This window comes from Mycobacterium gordonae, from assembly GCF_002101675.1.
Taxonomy (GTDB): Bacteria; Actinomycetota; Actinomycetes; order Mycobacteriales; family Mycobacteriaceae; genus Mycobacterium; species Mycobacterium gordonae.
Window position 1 is genome coordinate 24710 of the sequence record NZ_LQOY01000249.1, and the last position, 19164, is coordinate 43873.

General features: G+C 67.1%; 18 protein-coding genes. 11 read left to right on the top strand and 7 right to left on the bottom strand.

Features of this window, described 5'->3' with window-relative positions; genetic code table 11:
* A complete protein-coding gene (locus AWC08_RS39310) occupies positions 1 to 135 on the top strand; it encodes a hypothetical protein (RefSeq protein WP_256101452.1) in 135 nt (44 codons plus the stop codon).
* A gap of 9 nt (positions 136 to 144) precedes the next feature.
* Here the strand turns inward: AWC08_RS39310 and AWC08_RS32720 are convergent, their stop codons facing one another.
* Entirely contained in the window at positions 145 to 1914 is a 1770-nt protein-coding gene (locus AWC08_RS32720) for an NAD-binding protein (RefSeq protein ID WP_065135411.1), read from the bottom strand.
* 235 nt (positions 1915 to 2149) lie between these two features.
* On the opposite strand from AWC08_RS32720, the gene AWC08_RS32725 reads away from it, so the two are divergent.
* Both AWC08_RS32725 and AWC08_RS32730 read left to right on the top strand, forming a co-directional pair.
* Positions 2150 to 3076, top strand: coding sequence for an LLM class F420-dependent oxidoreductase (locus tag AWC08_RS32725; protein ID WP_069434620.1), 927 nt, complete (start codon positions 2150 to 2152; stop codon positions 3074 to 3076).
* A gap of 229 nt (positions 3077 to 3305) precedes the next feature.
* Positions 3306 to 3845 (top strand): peroxiredoxin-like family protein, encoded by a 540-nt coding sequence (locus AWC08_RS32730; protein ID WP_232008030.1) that lies wholly within the window; start codon positions 3306 to 3308, stop codon positions 3843 to 3845.
* Between the two features lie 63 nt (positions 3846 to 3908).
* Here the strand turns inward: AWC08_RS32730 and AWC08_RS32735 are convergent, their stop codons facing one another.
* The 3 genes from AWC08_RS32735 to AWC08_RS36055 all read right to left on the bottom strand — a co-directional run bounded on the left by AWC08_RS32735 (position 3909) and on the right by AWC08_RS36055 (position 7850).
* Positions 3909 to 4217 (bottom strand): WhiB family transcriptional regulator, encoded by a 309-nt coding sequence (locus AWC08_RS32735; RefSeq protein WP_065135410.1) that lies wholly within the window; start codon positions 4215 to 4217, stop codon positions 3909 to 3911.
* Positions 4218 to 4663: 446 nt separating this feature from the next.
* Positions 4664 to 5908, bottom strand: coding sequence for a PPE family protein (locus AWC08_RS32740; RefSeq protein WP_065135409.1), 1245 nt, complete (start codon positions 5906 to 5908; stop codon positions 4664 to 4666).
* A 472-nt stretch (positions 5909 to 6380) separates the two neighbouring features.
* A complete protein-coding gene (locus AWC08_RS36055) occupies positions 6381 to 7850 on the bottom strand; it encodes a PPE family protein (protein ID WP_082986512.1) in 1470 nt (489 codons plus the stop codon).
* A gap of 373 nt (positions 7851 to 8223) precedes the next feature.
* On the opposite strand from AWC08_RS36055, the gene AWC08_RS32750 reads away from it, so the two are divergent.
* From AWC08_RS32750 to AWC08_RS32760, 3 genes are all read left to right on the top strand, one after another.
* Positions 8224 to 9063, top strand: a complete 840-nt coding sequence (locus tag AWC08_RS32750; protein WP_085088750.1) for a hypothetical protein — start codon at positions 8224 to 8226, stop codon at positions 9061 to 9063.
* Between the two features lie 80 nt (positions 9064 to 9143).
* Positions 9144 to 9719 carry an ECF RNA polymerase sigma factor SigD gene (sigD, locus tag AWC08_RS32755; protein ID WP_055579203.1) on the top strand — a complete coding sequence of 192 codons (576 nt, stop codon included), beginning with the start codon at positions 9144 to 9146 and terminating at the stop codon, positions 9717 to 9719.
* The gene (locus tag AWC08_RS32760) at positions 9712 to 10758 is read left to right on the top strand and encodes an anti-sigma-D factor RsdA (RefSeq protein ID WP_069435449.1); all 1047 of its coding nucleotides are present in this window, start codon (positions 9712 to 9714) and stop codon (positions 10756 to 10758) included. The genes sigD and AWC08_RS32760 overlap by 8 nt, the downstream gene beginning before the upstream one ends.
* A 15-nt stretch (positions 10759 to 10773) precedes the next feature.
* On the opposite strand, the gene AWC08_RS32765 is transcribed toward AWC08_RS32760, so the two are convergent.
* Positions 10774 to 11187: a DUF5319 domain-containing protein gene (locus tag AWC08_RS32765; protein ID WP_065135424.1), complete on the bottom strand. Its 414-nt coding sequence runs from the start codon at positions 11185 to 11187 to the stop codon at positions 10774 to 10776.
* A 156-nt stretch (positions 11188 to 11343) separates the two neighbouring features.
* Here AWC08_RS32765 and guaB point away from each other — a divergent pair, with 156 nt between their 5' ends.
* The 3 genes from guaB to AWC08_RS32780 all read left to right on the top strand — a co-directional run bounded on the left by guaB (position 11344) and on the right by AWC08_RS32780 (position 15924).
* Positions 11344 to 12933 (top strand): IMP dehydrogenase, encoded by a 1590-nt coding sequence (guaB, locus tag AWC08_RS32770; protein ID WP_065135405.1) that lies wholly within the window; start codon positions 11344 to 11346, stop codon positions 12931 to 12933.
* 8 nt (positions 12934 to 12941) lie between these two features.
* The gene (locus AWC08_RS32775) at positions 12942 to 14069 is read left to right on the top strand and encodes a GuaB3 family IMP dehydrogenase-related protein (RefSeq protein WP_065135423.1); all 1128 of its coding nucleotides are present in this window, start codon (positions 12942 to 12944) and stop codon (positions 14067 to 14069) included.
* Between the two features lie 118 nt (positions 14070 to 14187).
* Positions 14188 to 15924 carry a GMC oxidoreductase gene (locus AWC08_RS32780; protein WP_085088753.1) on the top strand — a complete coding sequence of 579 codons (1737 nt, stop codon included), beginning with the start codon at positions 14188 to 14190 and terminating at the stop codon, positions 15922 to 15924.
* Between the two features lie 24 nt (positions 15925 to 15948).
* Here the strand turns inward: AWC08_RS32780 and AWC08_RS32785 are convergent, their stop codons facing one another.
* Both AWC08_RS32785 and AWC08_RS32790 read right to left on the bottom strand, forming a co-directional pair.
* A complete protein-coding gene (locus AWC08_RS32785; RefSeq protein WP_065135403.1) occupies positions 15949 to 16836 on the bottom strand; it encodes a TauD/TfdA dioxygenase family protein in 888 nt (295 codons plus the stop codon).
* A gap of 65 nt (positions 16837 to 16901) precedes the next feature.
* On the bottom strand, positions 16902 to 17798 hold the full coding sequence (locus AWC08_RS32790) for a TauD/TfdA dioxygenase family protein (protein ID WP_069435293.1): 897 nt from the start codon (positions 17796 to 17798) through the stop codon (positions 16902 to 16904).
* A gap of 63 nt (positions 17799 to 17861) precedes the next feature.
* On the opposite strand from AWC08_RS32790, the gene AWC08_RS32795 reads away from it, so the two are divergent.
* A complete protein-coding gene (locus AWC08_RS32795; RefSeq protein ID WP_065136944.1) occupies positions 17862 to 18431 on the top strand; it encodes a TetR/AcrR family transcriptional regulator in 570 nt (189 codons plus the stop codon).
* Between the two features lie 84 nt (positions 18432 to 18515).
* Positions 18516 to 19151, top strand: a complete 636-nt coding sequence (locus AWC08_RS32800) for a C39 family peptidase (RefSeq protein ID WP_069435292.1) — start codon at positions 18516 to 18518, stop codon at positions 19149 to 19151.
* Positions 19152 to 19164: the final 13 nt, after the last annotated feature.

A 19164-nucleotide genomic window follows, 5' to 3' on the forward strand; every position in this document is an offset into this window, starting at 1 on the left:
GTGAGCCGAGACCAGGAAAACGACACGCCCGACGACAGCGACGACACCCAGGGCAAGGACGCGGTGGTGCCAGAGGCCGGCGAGGGACCGATCCCGCCACTGGCCGGCGAACCCCGCCCACCGATCGGGAACTGACGCATCTTCTTACACCTCCACGTCGTGCGCCCACCGCGGCGGGCGTACGTCGGGCCGCCGCGCTGCCGCCAGCGTCGTCGTCCGCTCGCCGTTGACTGCCGTCAACGGGGGCGGCTGGCCCTTGCGCAGCGTCGCGATCAGTTCGCGGTACGGTCCGATGAGGTAGACGGTGTCGCCGGCTTTGAGCCGGGCGTCCCGGCGTGGGCGCAGCCGGATCGGCCCCTCCGGGCGGATGATCGCGATGACGCGGGTCTGGGTGGACAGCTCCAGCATCAGCAGTCCGTCCAGCTCGCTGCCGGCCGCGACCAGCATCGCACCGACCATGAAAGAGCGCTGACCCACCCAGAACGTGCCCAGCACCTGCAGGCCCATCGCCGCCCCGATGAACCAGGGCGCTGCGAGGTCGACGATCGACCGCACGTTCTCGAAGCCGAACCGCCGGTTGATCGCGGTGCCCAGCGCCCGTCCCTGCACCCGCATGACGATCGGCACCTTGGTGTCGGATCCCAGGATCTCGAGCAACACGATTCCGGTCTCGATGTTCTCCATGTCGTCTCTGGTGACCACCGCGACTCCGCGGGCATGATCCACGCGGGCCGACTCCAGCGTCTGGCGCATCGTCGAATCACCGAAGATGACCGGCACATCGAGTTCGGCCACGGTCTGCAGGAACGGATTGTTCTCGTTCTGCTCGACGACCAGGACGTCGTAGCCAGCGGCGGTCAGATCGGTCACCACGCGTACCCCGATGGACCCGAGTCCGACCACCACGACGTGCCCCCGCATGTGTCGCGCCCGCAGCCGTCCGGTGGTGTTGACGAAGCGCCGCGACAGCAGCAGATCCGCGAGAAACGCGGTGAGGACAGCGGTGATGATCACCCCGCCGAACATCAACCCGACGGCGAACAGTCGCAGGAACGGGGATTGGTAGGCGAAACTGAAATCGCCGTAGCCGACGGTAGTGATGGTCTCGGAGGCGAAGTACAGGGCGTCGAGCCACGACAGTTCCGGGTTGTGGTGCCCCAGGCGCACCACCACCGTCGAGCCGAGCGTCAGCAACAGCGTGAACAACAGCGAGGGATAGACCAGCGGATTGAGGTCGTCGCGCATGGCGCGGAGCGCGTCGATCGCGCGTCGCGTCCGGGAGTGGCGGGAGCGGGTCGCACTCGGCGGCGGCACGGTGATGCCGCGGGCCTCCAACTCGTCCTTGACGCCGATCATCGAGGTCCAGTCACCGGCGTAGACCTGCTGATCCCGCCCGGGGCAAGGCACCACCTCACCGGGCACGGGAGAGTTCCTACCGTGTACCACCGCCACCGGCGCCAGGTCGGCATAAAGTTCGCGCAGCGTTGCGTCGTGCGAGGCCTCGGATCCCCAGACGACGAATTCGATTCCAGCAGCTTCGAATTGGTGGGCGTTACGGGACAGGACCGCCTCGACGATGGAGGGTGTCGCCAGGTCGGCGAGGTCCAGAATCGCGCCGGGGCCGTTGACGCCGGCCACCCCTCTGCGCAGCACCTCGTTCGCCAATCGCGCCACCACGCGTACGTTCGGACTGAATTCTCGCGCCAGCAAAGCAATTTCGAGGTTCACCGCGTCGTTGGGCCCGGCGCAGACCACGGCGCGGGCGCGGTGCACGCCGGCGGCGCGTAGATCGGCGGCGGTGTTGATCTTGATGATCCGCGCGCCGGCGCCCCTGAGTTCCTCGGCGATCGTCTTCGACAGCGGGTCGTCGCCGCTGACGATGATCTCGCGGTGAAATTGAAAGACCTCGCCCATATCCATTCCTGTGTAGTCCCTATGACTATCGGTCACCGGGTCGGATCGTGCCACCGGAAGCGGTGCTTTCAGATTTCGAATCTCGAAGGCCCGCAGGCACACTGGACAACGTGCAACGAGATCGACCCAAGCCGGTCACCCGCATGCAATGTTGGCGGTGACAATCGCCGGTGTTTTCTCCGGACGGGATGCCGAACCGGGACTAGATCCACACCGCACGTGGTTGGACCACAACATGACCATTCGACTCGGACTGCAGATTCCCAACTTCTCCTACGGCACACCGGTCGCCGAACTCTTCCCCGCCGTCAAGGCCCAGGCGCAGGAGGCCGAGAGCGCCGGATTCGACACCGTGCTATTGATGGACCACTTCTACCAGTTGCCCGGACTGGGCGAACCCGACGAACCCATGCTGGAGGCGTACACGGCCCTGGGCGCTCTGGCCACCGCCACCGAGCGGGTGCAGCTGTCGACGCTGGTGACCGGCAACACCTATCGCAACCCGACGTTGCTGGCCAAGCAGATGACGACACTGGACGTGGTGAGCGCGGGACGGGCGATCCTCGGTATCGGAGCCGGCTGGTTCGAGCTGGAACACCGTCAGTTGGGCTTCGACTTCGACACCTTCACCGAGCGGTTCGAGAAGCTCGAAGAGGCGCTGCAGATCATCCTGCCGATGTTCCACGGCGAGCGGCCCAGCTTTTCGGGCAAGTGGTACCACACCGAGAATGCGGTCAACGAGCCCCGCTTCCGCGACCACATCCCGGTCATGCTCGGCGGCAGCGGCGAGAAGAAGACGTTCCGCCTGGCCGCCCGGTATGCCGACCACCTCAACATCATCGCCGACATCGACGCGTTGCCGGCCAAACTCGACGTGCTGCGCCAGCGCTGCGCCGAAATCGACCGAGACCCGGCCACATTGGAGACCAGCTGCCTGCTGACCGTGGTGCTGGACGGGTACGGCGCACCGAAGGACATCGGCGAAGCGCGCGGTGGACGGGCCGTCACCGGACCGGTCGAACGGGTCGCCGAGGAGATCAAGCGGCGGGTGCTCGATGCCGGGATCGACGGTGTGATCGTCAACCTGCCGACGCACCGCTACACCCCCGGTGTCATCACCACGCTGGGTGATGCGCTCAAGCCGCTCGTCGACGCCGGTTAAGCTCCTCGAGTGAAGCGCCCCTGGCGATCGCCGCTACGGGCTCGGCCGCATTGGCGTTGCGGCGTTCCGCCTTTGGGGTCCAACTCGCGGAGTCGCACCCGGTCGAGCCCTCGCCAATTTGCCACGAAGCGGCCGCCTTCACTTCAAAATCACTGCTTATCAAGGGGTTTGATTCCGGGACGCAGGATGACCTGCGGACCTATCTGTAGCACGGCGATTGGAGACTCAGGTGGAGTTGAATGCGGGCGACCGGGTAAACGCTCGGACGCTGACGACGATCGAAGGCACGGATATCACGATCCCCGCCGAGGCGGGGCTTGTGCATTTGCAGTTCCGGCGGTTCGCGGGGTGCCCGATCTGCACCCTGCACCTGCGTGAGGTCGCGCGCCGGGTCGACGAGATCACCACCGCCGGAGTGAGGGAGGTGGTGGTATTTCACTCTGCCGCCGACGCTCTTCGGCGCTACCAGGCCGACCTGCCCTTCGCCGTCGTGGCCGACCCCGATCGGGAGTTGTACGACGAGTTCGGTGTCGGATCTTCGCTGCGTGCGCTCCTTCATCCGCAAGTGGTGCGGGCGGCCCGCCGAGGTGCGCGGCAGATGCGGTCAGTGCGATCGGTCGTCGGAAGCCTGGCCCCCACAGAGAACCACCTGGGTAAGCCGGCGGACTTCCTGATCGGGCCGGACGGCGTCGTACGCGCGCGCAAGTACGGCGAGCATGCCGACGATCAATGGTCGGTGGACGAACTCCTGCAGCTGGCCGCCCGGTAAGGTCTCCCGGAACAGAACACAGGCCCGGGGTACTTCACCCGGGCCTGCGTCGTCTTACGTCAATCAGGCCGAGCGGCGAATTCCGCGGCTGCGTCCGATGGAGCCCTTGAGCAGCATGTCGCGTTCGGATTCCGACAGGCCGCCCCACACCCCGTAGGGCTCGCCGACATCCAGCGCGTGGGTGCGGCATTCGTCGATCACCGGGCAGCGCCGGCACATCTCCTTGGCCCGCTGTTCGCGCTGCATCCGTGCGCGACCCCGCTCGCCATCGGGGTGGAAGAACATCGAGGAGTCGACGCCGCGGCACAACCCCTGCAACTGCCAGTTCCAGATGTCGGCGTTGGGTCCAGGAAGTTGTTCCGGCTGTGGCATTGCTGATTCCCTCTCTGCACGGCACACCTGAGCGGGCAGGCTCGCGAACGAGGCGAGTTGTGCAACTGAATGGCAGTGGCGTCATCGATGACTACACCGAACACGATAGACGCTAGGTGGGCTATCGAAATGCAGTCAATAGGCGCGTGGTGTGGTGAAATACGTGCCCGTTGTATGAGAATTAACTCGGCGTTCATCTGTGACGCTTTTGCCGAAGGCTAGGTGTGCTAACCGGATCCGGTTGTAAGCCTAAAATGCCTGTTCAGCAGGGTAGTGTGAGCAACCTGTAATTGGCGCAAAAGCCCCCGTGGGTAATATTCCGGTAACACAGAGCGCACAAACTTTTTACCAATGAGGAGCAGATATCACGCTGATTGAAACCTGTCCTACGGGCACATTTGAACAACCACCGTCCGGCGCCGGTGGTGGAAGAAAGGGTCCCAGCGTCAGGCGGCCTGGCCGATCCCGAGCTGGGCGCCCAACTGCTGGGCCAGACTGAGTAACTGGGCCGCCAACGCCGGGTTGCTGGCCTGAAGCTGCGCGAAGGCCCCGAACAACTGCGCGGCCAGCTGCGGATTGCTCTGCACCTGTGCGACCAGGCTCAGGACCAGCTCCGGGTTATTGGACAAGAGGGCGAACGTCGTGGTCAGCAGTGCCGGATTGGCGGCAAGCAGCGGCACGATCTGGTTCAGCAATGCCGGATTAGCCAGCGAAGCCTGCAGGAGGTTGTTCAGTACCTGCGGGTTGGCGGCCACCGTCGCGAGTTGCTGGGCAAGCGCATCCTGAACCGGGCCGAGGGTAGCCACCAACTGGCCCGTGGCCGTCGCTGCCACCGCGTTCGCCGCCGTCGCAATCTGTGTGGCGATGGGCGCGATGGCCGCGTTCGCCGCGGCGACCACAGGGGTTGCGGCGATCGCCTTGGCCACGGGCGCAACGGCCGCGTTGGCGCTTGCCGCCACCGAGGCCGCCGTAGTTGTGACCGCCTTCGCAGCGGGCGCTATGGCCGCGCTGACGGCGTAGCCCACCTTCCCGATCCCGTCATTGAATGTCGCTATCGCGCCCAGCCCGACGAGCGCCGCGATCAGCCCGTACTCCACGGCCGTGGCAGCCGGAGCGGGTGGCAACGCGGCCGTTTCGAGTCCGGCCGCCGCGGCGACCTGGCCGGGCAGAGCTTTCAGTGCGCTCTGCCACGGCACCAACTGCTCGGCGATCGCGCTGGCGCCGCCGTGGTACTCCACCATCGCTGCCACATCCTTGGCCCACATCTCTTCGTATTCAAACTCTTTGGCCGCGATCGCCGGTGCGTTGAGTCCGAAGATGTTCGACAGTGCCAGCGAGACCACCCTGTTTCGGTTGATCGAGATTTCGACCGGATGCACGACGGCGGCGCGGGCCAGTTCGTAGACGTTGGCCACCGCTTTGGCTCCCGTGGCTGCACCCCCGGCCTGGGTGGCGGCCCCGCCGAGCCAGTCCGCGTAGCGCAGGGCGACCGCGGTCATCGCCAGCGCGGCGTTCCCCTGCCAGGCTGAAGCCGCCAGGTCTGAGATCAGTGACCTGAACGACTGGAACGCCGAACCCAGTTCGTCAGCCAGTCCATCCCATGCCGCTGCGGCGGCCAGCATAGGTCCCGGGCCCGCACCGGCGTACATCTGCGCTGAAGTGACCTCCGGCGCCGACAGCAAGAAACTCATCGCAATATTCCTTCCTGGCCGGCCGTCCCGACCTGACCGTCTCCCGATGACGGCCTCGAGGATTACTACTTTCCGGGCCCCCGGTTTGTACTCATGCTGCCGCCTCCATCGGCGCCGAATGCGAGACGGTCGCCCGCCGCGCACCGACAGTCGCCGCCATTCCCTCTCCGCTCGCCGTCATTACGCACCACATCCTTTGGCTGAAGCGCTCGGCGATCACCGCTGACTCGGGAATCTTGACAGGAAAAACATAATGGTGATCAACCCCGAAGCGTTAGCCATTTTCCGAAACTCAGAGAAAAAAAGACCGGACAGACGAGTCCCCGGCTCGCACCGTGTTCCGTCCGGCCGAGTCGAGTCCGACGACCGGGCCGTCTGTTCTGTCGGCGGTCGAATTCGATGAATTGGCGCATTTTCAAAGCGGCCCACGACTTCCCTGCCACCGAGAGTCGATCAAGCGATTTCCGACACGTCACAGATGGGGAAGCGAGATGGTGCCGGAGTCGGTGATGGGGGTGGTGGCGATGGTGGTGCCGAGTTGGGCGGCGGCGTCGGTGAGGGAGATGGGTGTGGCTGCGACTGCGCCGCCGAGTTGTTCGATCGACTGAGTCAGCAGCGCCGGGCTGATCGCGATGGCAGAAAGGTCGCTGGCGGCCCGAGTCAACAAGGCAGGATTGGTCGCGATTGCGGACAAGTCACTGGCGGCCTGGGTCAACAGCCTCGGGCTGGCCGCGACGGCGGACAGTTGGCTGGCGGCCTGGGTGAGCACGCTCGCGTCGCCGATGGTGGCTACCAACGCGGGGTTGGCCGCGACCGCCGACAATTGTGCTGCGGCCTCGGTAAGCAGGGCAGGGTTCGCCGCGACCGCGGACAACTGGGCCGCGGCCTGAGTGAGCAGGGCGGGGTTGGCCGCGACGGCGGACAGTTGAGTGGCCGCCTGGGTGAGCAGGCTCGGGCCGGCGAGCGGGGCCAGCGCGGCGGGGTTGGCCACCAGCTCCGACAACCGTGACGCCGCCTGAGTAGCCCATGCCGGATCGGCGACGACTGCGGCAAGCACGGTCGGGGCCGCCGCGACGGCGGACAGCTGCGCTGCCGCCTGGGTCAGCGTGGCGGGGCTGATCGCGACGGCTGACAGCTGCGCGGCGCGGGTGAGCAGGGCGGGGCTGGCTGCCACGGCGGAAAGCTGAGCGGCCGCCTGAGTGATCACCGCCGGGCCGGCGCTCACCTGCCTGGCCACCTCGGTCAGCCGGCCCATCGCGATAGCCAGCGGCGTGTCGACCGAGGCCACGATCCGAATCCCGGATGCGAGCCGGCCGGAAAGCAGCGCCGCAATCAGCCCGTACTCGACTGCGGTGGCGGCCGGCGCCGCAGGCAGCGCGGCGCCCCCGCTGCCGGTTGCCGCCGCAACCTGCCCGGACAGGCCGGCCAGCGCGCTCTGCCAAGGCGCCAACTGTTGGGCGATCGCGCTGGCGCCGCCGTGGTAGCCGACCATCGCGGCGATGTCAGTTGCCCACATTTCTTCGTATTCGCCGTCCGTGGCCGCGATCGCCGGAGCGTTGAGCCCGAAGATGTTGGTCAGTGCCAATGACACCAACCGGTTGCGGTTGATGGCGATCGCTTCGGGGTGCACCACCGCGGCCCGGGCCGCTTCGTAGACGGTCGCCACCGCTTCGGCCCCGGTTGCCGCCCCGCCTGCGCGGGTCGCCGCGGTGCCGAGCCATTGGCTGTACGACGCGGCCACGGCGGTCATTGCGGCCGCCGCCGGGCCCTGCCACGCGGAGGTCGCCAAATCGGAAATCAGCGATGAGAATGAGCCGGCAGCGGAATCCAGTTCCTCGGCCAACCCGCTCCATGCCGCCGCGGCGGCCAGCATCGGTCCCGAGCCCGCGCCGGCGTACAGACGCGCTGAAGTGACCTCCGGTGAGGACGTTAAGAAACTCATCGCGACAGTCCTTCCTGGCCGGCCTTTCCGGCCTGACCGCCACGACGGCGGTCTCGCGGATTCTGGTGGGCATCGACGCGATCACATCAAAATCACGGCAGTCAAAACATAATGGTGTTGACACAAAATGTCAGCCCCCATTTTTCAATGCATCGCACCGGAAATTGGAACAACATTCGAGTATTGGAAATCGAGTCCGTCGGCTGGTTCGGCGAGTGGCATCCTGGCTCACCGGCGGCTGCGGCCGGCCGTTGCCGGGGCACAGAATTTGAATTCATCGCTTGGGCGCGGAACGGGAGTTTCTGCCGGGGCATGAAGTAACCTTGCGGCGAGATTTGTCGAAACTTCGTCAGGCGGGGGCGAAATTATCAGCTTGAGCGACGCGTCTTCCGTTGCGGCCCTCGAGGAGGCCCTCGAGGACGCCGCCTTCGGAGGCCGCTCGGGGGACTGGCCGCTGCCGGCAGCGACCACGCCGCGCCAACTGTGGCTGCGTGCCGTCGCCGCCGGCGGACAGGGCCGTTACGGCAGTGCCTATGCCGACCTGGCCAGGCTGCGCCGGCAGCTCAGTGCCGGCCCACTGGCGTCGCTGGCGCACAGCACGCAGGCGTCGTTTCTACGCCAGCTGGGTTGGCACACCCTGGCGCGCAGGTGGGACGGGCGGGCTTTCGCGCTGGCGGGCGACGATCCCGAGGCCCGGGCCGATGCACTGGTGGGTCTGTCCGCCGACGCGCTCGGCGTCGGCCGCTTCGCCGTTGCTGCGGCGCTGTTGACGCGCGCCGACGCGACATTGGACGGTGCCGAGCTTGCGGCGTCGACGGCGGACCGGCTCGCGGTGCGCCGGGGCTGGGTCGGCGCGGAGCTGGCGATGGCCTCTGGCGACGGCTCGACCGCGGTGCGCCGCGCGGCGCAAGCGGTCGAAAAAGCGCAGATCATGACCGGTGGTTCAGCGCGCCACCGAGTCAAGAGCGATGTGGTGCTCGCTGCCGCGCTATGCAGTGCCGGGGCCGTCGAGCGGGCTTGCGCCGTCGCCCAACGAGCACTTCAGGCGGCTGAACCGCTGGGGCTGACGCCGTTGCGGTGGGCGCTGGCTTGCTTGCTGATCGATACCGGAAGCGTCACGGTTCCGCCACAGGGGCTGCCCGAACTCGTCGAAATTCGGGATATTTGCGCAGGTGAAGTGCAACGCGCTGGTGGGACCTGGCGCACTGCTTGAAATCCTGTCCACCCGATATTGTCGCTCAGCGAGTTAGCCCGGGATGTGTCCCGTCCGTGACTTTGGAGAAACCACCGTCGATGACAATGCAGGGAGAACGTCTCGACGCTGTGGTTGTGGAGGCCGCAGCAGGGGACCGGAATGCGCTTCGGGAGGTGCTGGAGACCATCCGTCCGATCGTCGTCCGGTACTGCCGAGCGCGGGTCGGCACCGTCGAACGGGGCGGATTGTCTGCAGATGACGTGGCCCAGGAGGTGTGCTTGGCGACCATCACGGCGTTGCCGCGCTACCGGGACCGAGGACGCCCATTCCTGGCCTTCCTGTACGGGATCGCGGCACACAAAGTGGCCGACGCCCATCGCGCCGCCGGTCGCGATCTGGCTTATCCCGCCGAAGAGGTGCCCGAGCGGCGGTCCTCGGATGCGGGCCCGGAACAGCGGGCCATCGAGGCCGACTCGGTGACCCGGATGAACGAATTGCTGGAGATCTTGCCGGCCAAACAACGCGAGATCCTGATCCTGCGCGTGGTGGTGGGCCTGAGCGCCGAGGAGACCGCCGCCGCCGTCGGCAGCACGACCGGAGCGGTCCGGGTGGCGCAACACCGCGCACTTCAACGGTTGAGAGACGAGATCGTCGCGGCAGGTGAATATGCGTAGTTCTGACATCGGTAGTGATCAGCCGGCCTTCGACGAGGTCGCTCACACGGACCTGCTCCTCGACGCGCTCGCTGCGCGCACCGAGGTGGCACTAGGAGATCCCGGCGGCTTCGAAGACGAGGCGCTGACGGCGTTGCTGGGGGAGTGGCGTGACGACCTGCGCTGGCCGCCGGCCAGTGCGCTGGTCTCGCAGGACGAGGCCGAAGACGCGCTGCGCGCCGGCATGATGGATCGCAACCAGGGCCGGCGCGGACTGGCCGCGGTCGGATCGGTGGCCGCAACCCTGTTACTGCTCAGCGGATTCGGTGCGGTCTTGGGCGACGCCCGGCCAGGTGACCTGTTGTACGGCCTGCACGCCATGATGTTCAACGAGCCGCGGGTCAGCGACGACCAGATCGTGCTGTCCGCCAAGGCCGATTTGGCCAAGGTGGAGCAGATGATCGCCCAGGGCAAATGGGACCAGGCGCAAAGCCAGCTGGCCGAGGTCAGCAGCACCTTGCAGGCCGTCAACGACGGCGACCGCCGGCAGGGCCTGCTGGACGAGGTGAACCAGCTCAACACCAAAGTGGAAAAGCGAGATCCCAACGCGACGGTGCGCCCCGTCGCGCCCCCCACCACCGAGTTGGCCATCCCGCACGTGCCGGCCGGCTCCCCGGGACCCCAGCCGAAGGCTCCTGCCACCGAGTCGCCGTCTCCGGTGTCGGTCGAAGAGTCGACGTCACCGCAGACACCCGAACCGCTCGATGCGACCACTCCGTCGCCGACTCCCACCATCACGCCACCCAGCACCTCGGTGCCGTCGACCAGTACCACCAAACCCAAGCCGTCAGCCACCACACCGTCACCCACACCGACGACCACCGCGCCGACAAACCAGGGCAAGCCCAAATCGAGCACCTCGGCGACACCCGACTCACCAGCGGCGGGACCGAGTGCGCCGGGGACGTCGAGACCGTCGGGGGAGTTGTGGGACCGGACTTCGGGGCCGGCCACGCCAGCAGCGCCGAGAACACCGTTCCCGACCAGCACCCAGCCTTAGAACGCAGAGCCCACCTCAGAGGTGGCGGCGGAACCCGTCCGCGTCGGACGTCGCTTCATTGAGCGAGGCGTCGGCGTACCCGCGGCAGTAATCCCACGTGACGTAGGCGTCCGGCTCGGGGTCATAGGCCGGCTCGTGCGGACGCACAGTGCCGTCGATGAGCAGCTGCAGCAGGTTGGCCCGCAGCATGTCCCAGTCGTGGTAGTGATCCTGCTGGCACTCGTCGCAGCAGACCACCAGGCCGCGAATGCCGCGGTGCGCCAACAGCGCCTCGTAGACCGCGAGGTCCGCCAGGTCCGCTTCGACGGCCATCCGTTCCTGTTGGTCCAGCGGCTGGCCCGGCTCGACGGCCTCCAGAGCCGCCGACGGGTCACAGGGGTCGTCGGCGAAGGGATCGGGCGGCAAACCCGGCGGGAGGTGGTCACGCACCCCCATAGCCTACGCAGGCCGGTAGTGATAACGCCAGAAATTGCCGAGGCGCGCCCCGCCCCACCGTGATGACACGCGAAGTCGCGAGTCGGGCTGTCCCCGGAAGCCGATAGGATGATCTTTCTTACCCCAGCCTGCATTTGGAGGGCCCCGCCGATGTCCCGTGGCATGTCCGGCCTCGAAGACAGCTCCGACCTGGTCGGCAGCCCGTACGTGCGCGTGGGTGGCCTGACCGAGGACCCGGTGCCCACCGGAGGCGACGACCCACACAAGATCGCGATGTTGGGTCTGACCTTCGATGACGTGCTGTTGCTGCCCGCGGCTTCCGACGTGGTGCCGGCCACCGCCGACACCTCCAGTCAGCTCACCAAGCGGGTGCGCCTCAAGGTCCCGCTGGTCAGCTCGGCGATGGACACCGTCACCGAGTCGCGGATGGCCATCGCGATGGCCCGCGCCGGCGGTATGGGGGTGCTGCACCGCAACCTGCCCGTCGCCGAGCAGGCCGGACAGGTGGAGATGGTGAAGCGCTCGGAGGCCGGCATGGTCACCGATCCGGTCACCTGCCGCCCGGACAACACGCTGGCCCAGGTCGACGCGCTGTGTGCGCGGTTCCGCATCTCCGGGCTGCCCGTGGTCGACGACGATGGCGCGCTGGTCGGCATCATCACCAACCGCGACATGCGGTTCGAGGTCGACCAGAACCGGCAGGTCGCCGAGGTGATGACCAAGTCGCCGCTGATCACCGCCCAGGAGGGCGTCAGTGCGTCGGCGGCACTTGGTCTGTTGCGGCGCAACAAGATCGAGAAGTTGCCCATCGTGGACGGCCACGGCCGGCTGACCGGGCTGATCACCGTCAAGGACTTCGTCAAGACCGAGCAGCACCCGCTGGCCACCAAGGACAGCGACGGGCGGCTGCTGGTGGGGGCGGCGGTCGGCGTGGGCGGTGACGCCTGGGTGCGGGCGATGATGCTGGTCGACGCCGGGGTGGACGTGCTGGTGGTCGACACCGCGCACGCGCACAACCGACTGGTGCTCGACATGGTGAACAAACTCAAGCTCGAGGTCGGCGACCGGGTCGACGTGGTCGGCGGCAACGTCGCCACCCGCTCGGCGGCCGCGGCCCTGGTCGACGCCGGCGCCGACGCCGTGAAGGTGGGCGTCGGGCCCGGTTCGATCTGCACCACCCGGGTCGTCGCCGGTGTCGGCGCACCGCAGATCACCGCAATCCTGGAAGCAGTCGCGGTCTGCCGTCCGGCGGGCGTGCCGGTGATCGCCGACGGCGGGCTGCAGTACTCCGGCGACATCGCCAAGGCGCTGGCCGCGGGCGCGTCGGCCGCCATGCTCGGCTCGCTGCTGGCCGGCACCGCCGAGGCACCCGGAGAGCTGATCTTCGTCAACGGCAAGCAGTACAAGAGCTACCGCGGCATGGGCTCGCTGGGCGCCATGCAGGGCCGGGGCGGGGGCAAGTCGTTTTCGAAGGACCGATACTTCGCCGACGATGCGCTGTCCGAAGACAAGCTGGTACCCGAGGGCATCGAAGGCCGGGTGCCGTTCCGCGGCCCGCTAGGCTCGGTGATCCATCAGCTGACCGGCGGTCTGCGAGCCGCGATGGGGTACACCGGCTCGCCGACGATAGAGGTGCTGCAGCAGGCCCAGTTCGTCCGGATCACGCCCGCTGGACTTAAGGAGAGTCACCCGCACGACGTCGCCATGACGGTCGAAGCACCGAACTACTACGCCCGCTGACGGTGACCATGGTTGAGATCGGCATGGGCCGCAGCGCCCGTCGTACCTATGAACTCAGCGAGATCAACATCGTGCCCTCGCGGCGAACCCGTTCGTCGCAGGATGTGTCGACGGCCTGGCAGCTGGACGCCTACCGGTTCGAGATTCCGCTGCTGGCCCACCCGACCGATGCGCTGGTGTCCCCGGAGTTCGCCATCGAGTTCGGCCGCCTCGGCGGGCTGGCGGTGCTCAACGGCGAAGGGCTGTTCGGCCGGCATGCCGACGTGCAGGGCAAGATCGCCCAACTGATCGAGGCCGCAACCAAGGAGCCCGAACCCTCGGCGGCGATCCGGTTGCTGCAGGAGTTGCACGCGGCCCCGCTCGATCCCGACCTGCTCGGCGCGGCGGTGGCCCGCATCCGTGAGGCCGGGGTCACCACCGCGGTGCGGCTCAGCCCGCAGAACGCTCAGGCGCTCACCCCGGTGCTGGTGCAGGCCGGCGTGGATCTGCTGGTCATCCAGGGCACCATCGTCTCGGCCGAACGCGTTGCCAGCAACGGCGAGCCGCTGAACCTCAAGACCTTCATCTCCGAGCTGGACATCCCCGTCGTCGCCGGAGGCGTGCAGGACCACCGCACCGCGCTGCACCTGATGCGCACCGGGGCGGCCGGCGTCATCGTCGGCTACGGCTCCACCAGGGGAGTGACCACGACCGACGAGGTGCTGGGCATCAGTGTGGCCATGGCCACCGCGATCGCCGACGCCGCCGCTGCACGGCGCGAATACCTCGACGAGACGGGTGGCCGCTACGTGCACGTGCTGGCCGACGGCGACATCCACACCTCCGGTGAGCTGGCCAAGGCCATCGCCTGCGGTGCCGATGCGGTGATGCTGGGCACGCCCCTGGCCGAGTCGGCCGAGGCGCTGGGGGAGGGCTGGTTCTGGCCGGCCGCCGCCGCGCACCCGTCGCTGCCGCGGGGTGCGCTGTTGCAGATCGCCGTCGGGGAGCGCCCGCCGCTGCAGCGCGTCCTCAACGGGCCCTCCGATGACCCGTTCGGCACCCTGAACCTGGTAGGCGGCCTGCGCCGCGCGATGGCCAAGGCCGGCTACTGCGACCTCAAAGAGTTCCAGAAGGTGGGTCTGACGGTCGCCAGCTAGGGTCCCGGCCCCTCGCGAGCAGACGCAAAAGCCCCTTTTTCGGGCCGAAAACGGGTGCTTTTGCGTCTGCTCGGCAGCCCCTTGACGCGTGCAATGTAAAGCGCGTCATACTGCTCCGATGAAACCGGATTTTGACGTCTTGATTATCGGTTCAGGCTTCGGTGGCAGCGTCAGCGCGCTGCGTCTGACGGAGAAGGGCTACCGGGTCGGCGTACTCGAAGCCGGCCGCCGGTTCTCCGATTCGGACTTCGCCAAAACCTCCTGGGACCTGCGCAAATTCCTGTGGGCTCCGAAGCTGGGCTGCTACGGCATCCAGCGCATTCATCCGCTGAAGAATGTCATGATCCTGGCCGGCGCCGGCGTGGGCGGTGGGTCGCTGAATTACGCGAACACGCTGTACATCCCGCCGGACCCGTTCTTCAACGACCAGCAGTGGAAGCACATCACCGACTGGCGCGACGAATTGATGCCGCACTATCAGCAGGCGCAGCGGATGTTGGGGGTGGTCTATAACCCGACCTTCACCGACGCCGACCGCATCTTCAAAGAGGTCGCCGACGAGATGGGCTGCGGCGACACCTGGGTGCCCACCCCGGTGGGAGTGTTCTTCGGCCCCGACGGCACCCAGACGCCCGGCAAGACGGTGCCCGACCCCTATTTCGGCGGCGCGGGACCGGCACGCACCGGTTGCATGGAATGCGGATGCTGCATGACCGGCTGCCGGCACGGCGCCAAGAACACTCTGCTGAAGAATTATCTTGCCCTCGCGGAATCCGCTGGCGCGCAGGTGATTCCGATGACCACCGTGAAGGGATTCGAGCAGCGGCCGGACGGGTTGTGGGAGGTCAAGACCGTTCGCACCGGCAGCTGGGTGCGCCGCGACCGTAAGACCTATACCGCCTCGCACCTGATCCTGGCCGCCGGTACCTGGGGCACCCAGCACCTGCTGTTCAACATGCGCGACGCCGGAAAGCTGCCGAAGCTGTCCGACCGGCTCGGAGTTTTGACCCGCACCAACTCCGAATCCATCGTCGGCGCGGCGACGTTGAAGGTGGACCCCAAGCTAGATCTGACCCACGGTGTCGCGATCACCTCGTCGATCCACCCCACCAGCGACACCCACGTGGAGCCGGTCCGGTACGGCAAGGGTTCCAACGCTATGGGGCTGCTGCAGACCCTGATGACCGACGGGGCCGGGCCGCAGGGCACCGATGTGCCCCGCTGGCGCCAGCTGCTGGACCAGGCCCGCGCCAACCCCAGGCTGATGCTGCGGATGCTCTACCCCAAGCAGTGGAGTGAGCGCACCACGATCGCACTGGTGATGCAGCACCTGGACAACTCGATCACCACGTTCACCAAGCGCGGCAAACTCGGCATCCGCTGGTACTCCAGCAAGCAGGGCCACGGCGAACCGAACCCGAGCTGGATCCCGGTCGGTAACGAGGTGACGCGGCGCATCGCGGAGAAGATCGACGGCGTGGCCGGTGGCACCTGGGGCGAGCTGTTCAACATCCCGCTGACCGCCCACTTCCTGGGTGGCGCGGCGATCGGCGACAGCCCGTCCAACGGGGTGATCGACCCCTACCACCGCGTCTACGGCTACCCGACGCTGTTCGTCGTCGACGGAGCCGCCATCTCGGCCAACCTCGGCGTCAACCCATCGCTGTCGATCGCCGCACAGGCCGAGCGGGCGGCGTCGCTCTGGCCCAACAAGGGCCAGAACGACGAACGCCCGCTGCAGGGAGACGCCTACCGGAGGCTGGACCCGATCGAACCGGAGAACCCGGTGGTGCCCGCCGACGCGCCGGGCGCGCTGCGGTGGCTGCCCATCGATCCGGTCAGCAAGACCGGCTGATCGGCTTACCGGTCAGCTCGCCCGTCAACTCACTAAGGCCAGCGGCGCCCCGCTGATGACCCGACTGCGCTGCCCGTACACATCGACGGGCACGTCGCCCATCAGGGTGATCCGGTTCATCAGCCGGTACTGGTCGTCGTAGTCGTCGACGGCCCGGTGCTGAGTGGCCCGGTTGTCCCAGATGGCCACGTCGCCCGGCTGCCAGTTCCAGCGAATGGTGTTCTCCGGCACGGTGATCCGGTTCTGCAGCAGTTCGAACAGCGCGCTGGACTCACGGCTGTCAAGACCGACGAAGCTGCGCACGAAATCGCCGGCCAGCAGGGTCCGTTCGCCAGTTTCGGGGTGTACCCGCACCACCGGGTGTTCGGTGCGGAAGTCGGGCATCTCGAACGCCTGCCGGAACGCGCGCTGCAAATCGGTCATCTGCTCGGTCTTGACGTAGTCGTAGCGGTTGGTGTGCACCGCCCATAGGTTGTCGACGAGACACTTCAGCGGCTTGGGCAGCGCGTCGTACGCCGTCGCGGTGTTGGCCCACAGCGTCGAACCGCCGTAGCTGGGCAGCGTGACCGCCCGCAGGATGGATGCGGCCGGGTAGTTGGCCGCGAACGTGACGTCGGTGTGCCAGCGGTTGGCCTTGCCGAGTTCGGAGTTGATCGGGGTGATGACCGGGGCGTCCGGGGCCAGCGCGGTGGCCGCCGGATGACCGACCGGCGTGCCGAGCAGCCCGGCGAAGGCGAGTTGCTGCTGGTCATCGAGGTGGTGCTGATTGCGGAAAAAGATCACCTTGTGAGCCAGCAGCGCCGTACGGATCTCATCCACCGCAGCTGGGGCGAGGTCACCGCCGAGGCGGACACCGCTGATCTCCGCGCCGATGCGGCTGCCCAGCTTGTGCACTGATATCAGGTTTGTCATCGCTGTTCCTTCACGGAAAAGGGGTGTAGTCAATTGACTACTTGACAGCGAGTGTAGTCAACTGACTACGCCACGGCAAGGGGGGCGCCGCTGACCACCCGGCTGCGATCGCCGCGGGCATTGACCGGCACATCGCCGAGCAGCGTCACGCGGTGCATCAGCCGGTGCTGGTTGTCGTAGTCGTCGACGGCCCGGTGCTGGGTGGCGCGGTTGTCCCAGATGGCCACGTCACCGGGCTCCCAGCTCCAGCGAATGGTGTTCTCCGGCTGGGTGATTCGGCGCTGCAGCAATTCGAACAGCACGTCGGAATCGTGCGGGTCCAGCCCGACGAAGCTGCGGACGAAGTTGCCGGCCAGCAGGGTGCGTTCGCCGGTTTCCGGATGCACCCGCAGCACCGGATGCTCGGTGCGGAAGTCGGGCTGCTGGAATCCGGTCACCATTGCCCGCTGGGCGTCGCTCAACGATTGCAGGTCGGCCGCGCTGATCGTGTAGTCGAACTTGTTGGTGTGCAGGCCCCACAGGTTTTCTACCAGGTGCTGCAACGGTTCGGGCAGGGCCGCGTAGGCCGCGGCGGTGTTGGCCCACAGCGTCGTCCCCCCGTAGCTGGGCAGGGTGACCGCGCGCAGGATCGAGGCCGCCGGCGGGTTGGCGGCGAAGGTCATATCGGTGTGCCAGGCGGTCGCCTTGCCCCACTCGGAGTTGATCGGCGTGATGATCGGGCCTTTCGCACCGAATGCTTTCGCCGCCGGGTGCCCGACCGGGGTGCCCAGCAATTCGGCGAACGAGAGTTGCCCGTCGTCGTCGAGGTGGTGCTGACCGCGGAAGAAGATCACCTTGTGGGCCAGCAGCGCCCGGCGGATCTCCTCGACGGTGTCCGGGTCCAGGTCACCACCGAGGCGCACTCCGTCCAGGCGGGCGCCGATCCGGCTGGTCAGCTTGGTGACGGTAACCGCATGTGTCATTTGTGTGTTCCCTTTTCGAGGCGGCCTTGTGTAGTCATTTGACTACCACGTTAACGTAGGCGCGTGACTACACGGGCGGCAAGCGTTTCGCGCGGCGCGATTCCCACCGGGCGGGAGGAGGTGGCGGCCGCGGTACTGGAGGCTGCCGCCGATCTGTTCGCCGAGCGCGGACCCGCCGCAACCTCGATCCGCGACATCGCGGCCCGGTCGAAGGTGAACCACGGCTTGGTGTTTCGTCACTTCGGCACGAAAGAGAAGCTGGTTGGCGCGGTGCTCGACCACCTGGGCGGGGCCACCACCGCGGCGCGGCAGCGCGGCGCCTCGGACGCGGAACTTGAGCAAGTCATGGAGCGGCATCTGCGGGTGATCGCCCGCACGCTGCTGGACGGTTACCCGGTTGGGCAGCTGCAGACGCAGTTCCCTGGCATGTCGCAGCTGCTCGAGGCGGTGCGCCCGCAATTTCCCGATGACCGCAGCGCGCGGCTGGCGGTGGCCAATGCCGCTGCCCTGCAATTCGGCTGGCGGCTCTTCGAGCCGTTCCTGCGGGCGTCGACCGGGCTGGACGACCTGACGGACGCCGAGCTGCGGCAGTCCGTGATGGCCGAGTTGGCCCGCATGGTCCAACCGCACTGACTCGAGAGCCGCGCTGCCTGCGGCGCAAGAAATTCGCAGGGATAATCCAAAGATCTGGCCAGCGCTTCAGCCGATCCTGTGCACATGACAACAAAGGCATCAAAGCAGTTGGGGCTGGTGGGTGCGCTGCTGACGCTGGCTACCGCATCAGTAATAGCACTTCCCGCTGCGGCGCAAGCTAATCCGGGCGGCGGTGCCGGGCAGATGTACGGCAACCCCGCAGCGGCAGCACCATTCTGGCGCCGCCAGCACGACAACATGGCCTGCGCAGAGGTCGCGGTGGCTGATGTGGTCGGTGAGATCACTGGCAACCAACCCAGTGAGGACGAGGTCAAGGCGGTGGCCGCGAATACCCCCAACTCGGCTGGGACGGGACCGATCTTCAACGGCAACGGCACCGACCCGTGGGACGTAGCGGTTCTATTGGGGCACTACGGTATTCCGGCCGTCAGGGGCCAGTTCACCATCGGGACGCTGGCACCGGAGTTGGGCGCGGGCCGCAAAGTGCTTGCCGCGGTCAACGGCCCGATTCTGTGGAACCAGGGTGGTGACCGCACCCACGAAAACCACTTCGTCGTCGTCACCGGCATCGACACCGGCGCAAATGTGGTCCACCTCAACGACCCCGGCGTCGACAACGGCCGCGACGAGGTAGTCCCTTTCGGGGTCTTCGAAGCGTCGTGGGCCACCGGTGCCCACTTTGCCGTCATAGCCAAGTAGACGGGTGGCCGTC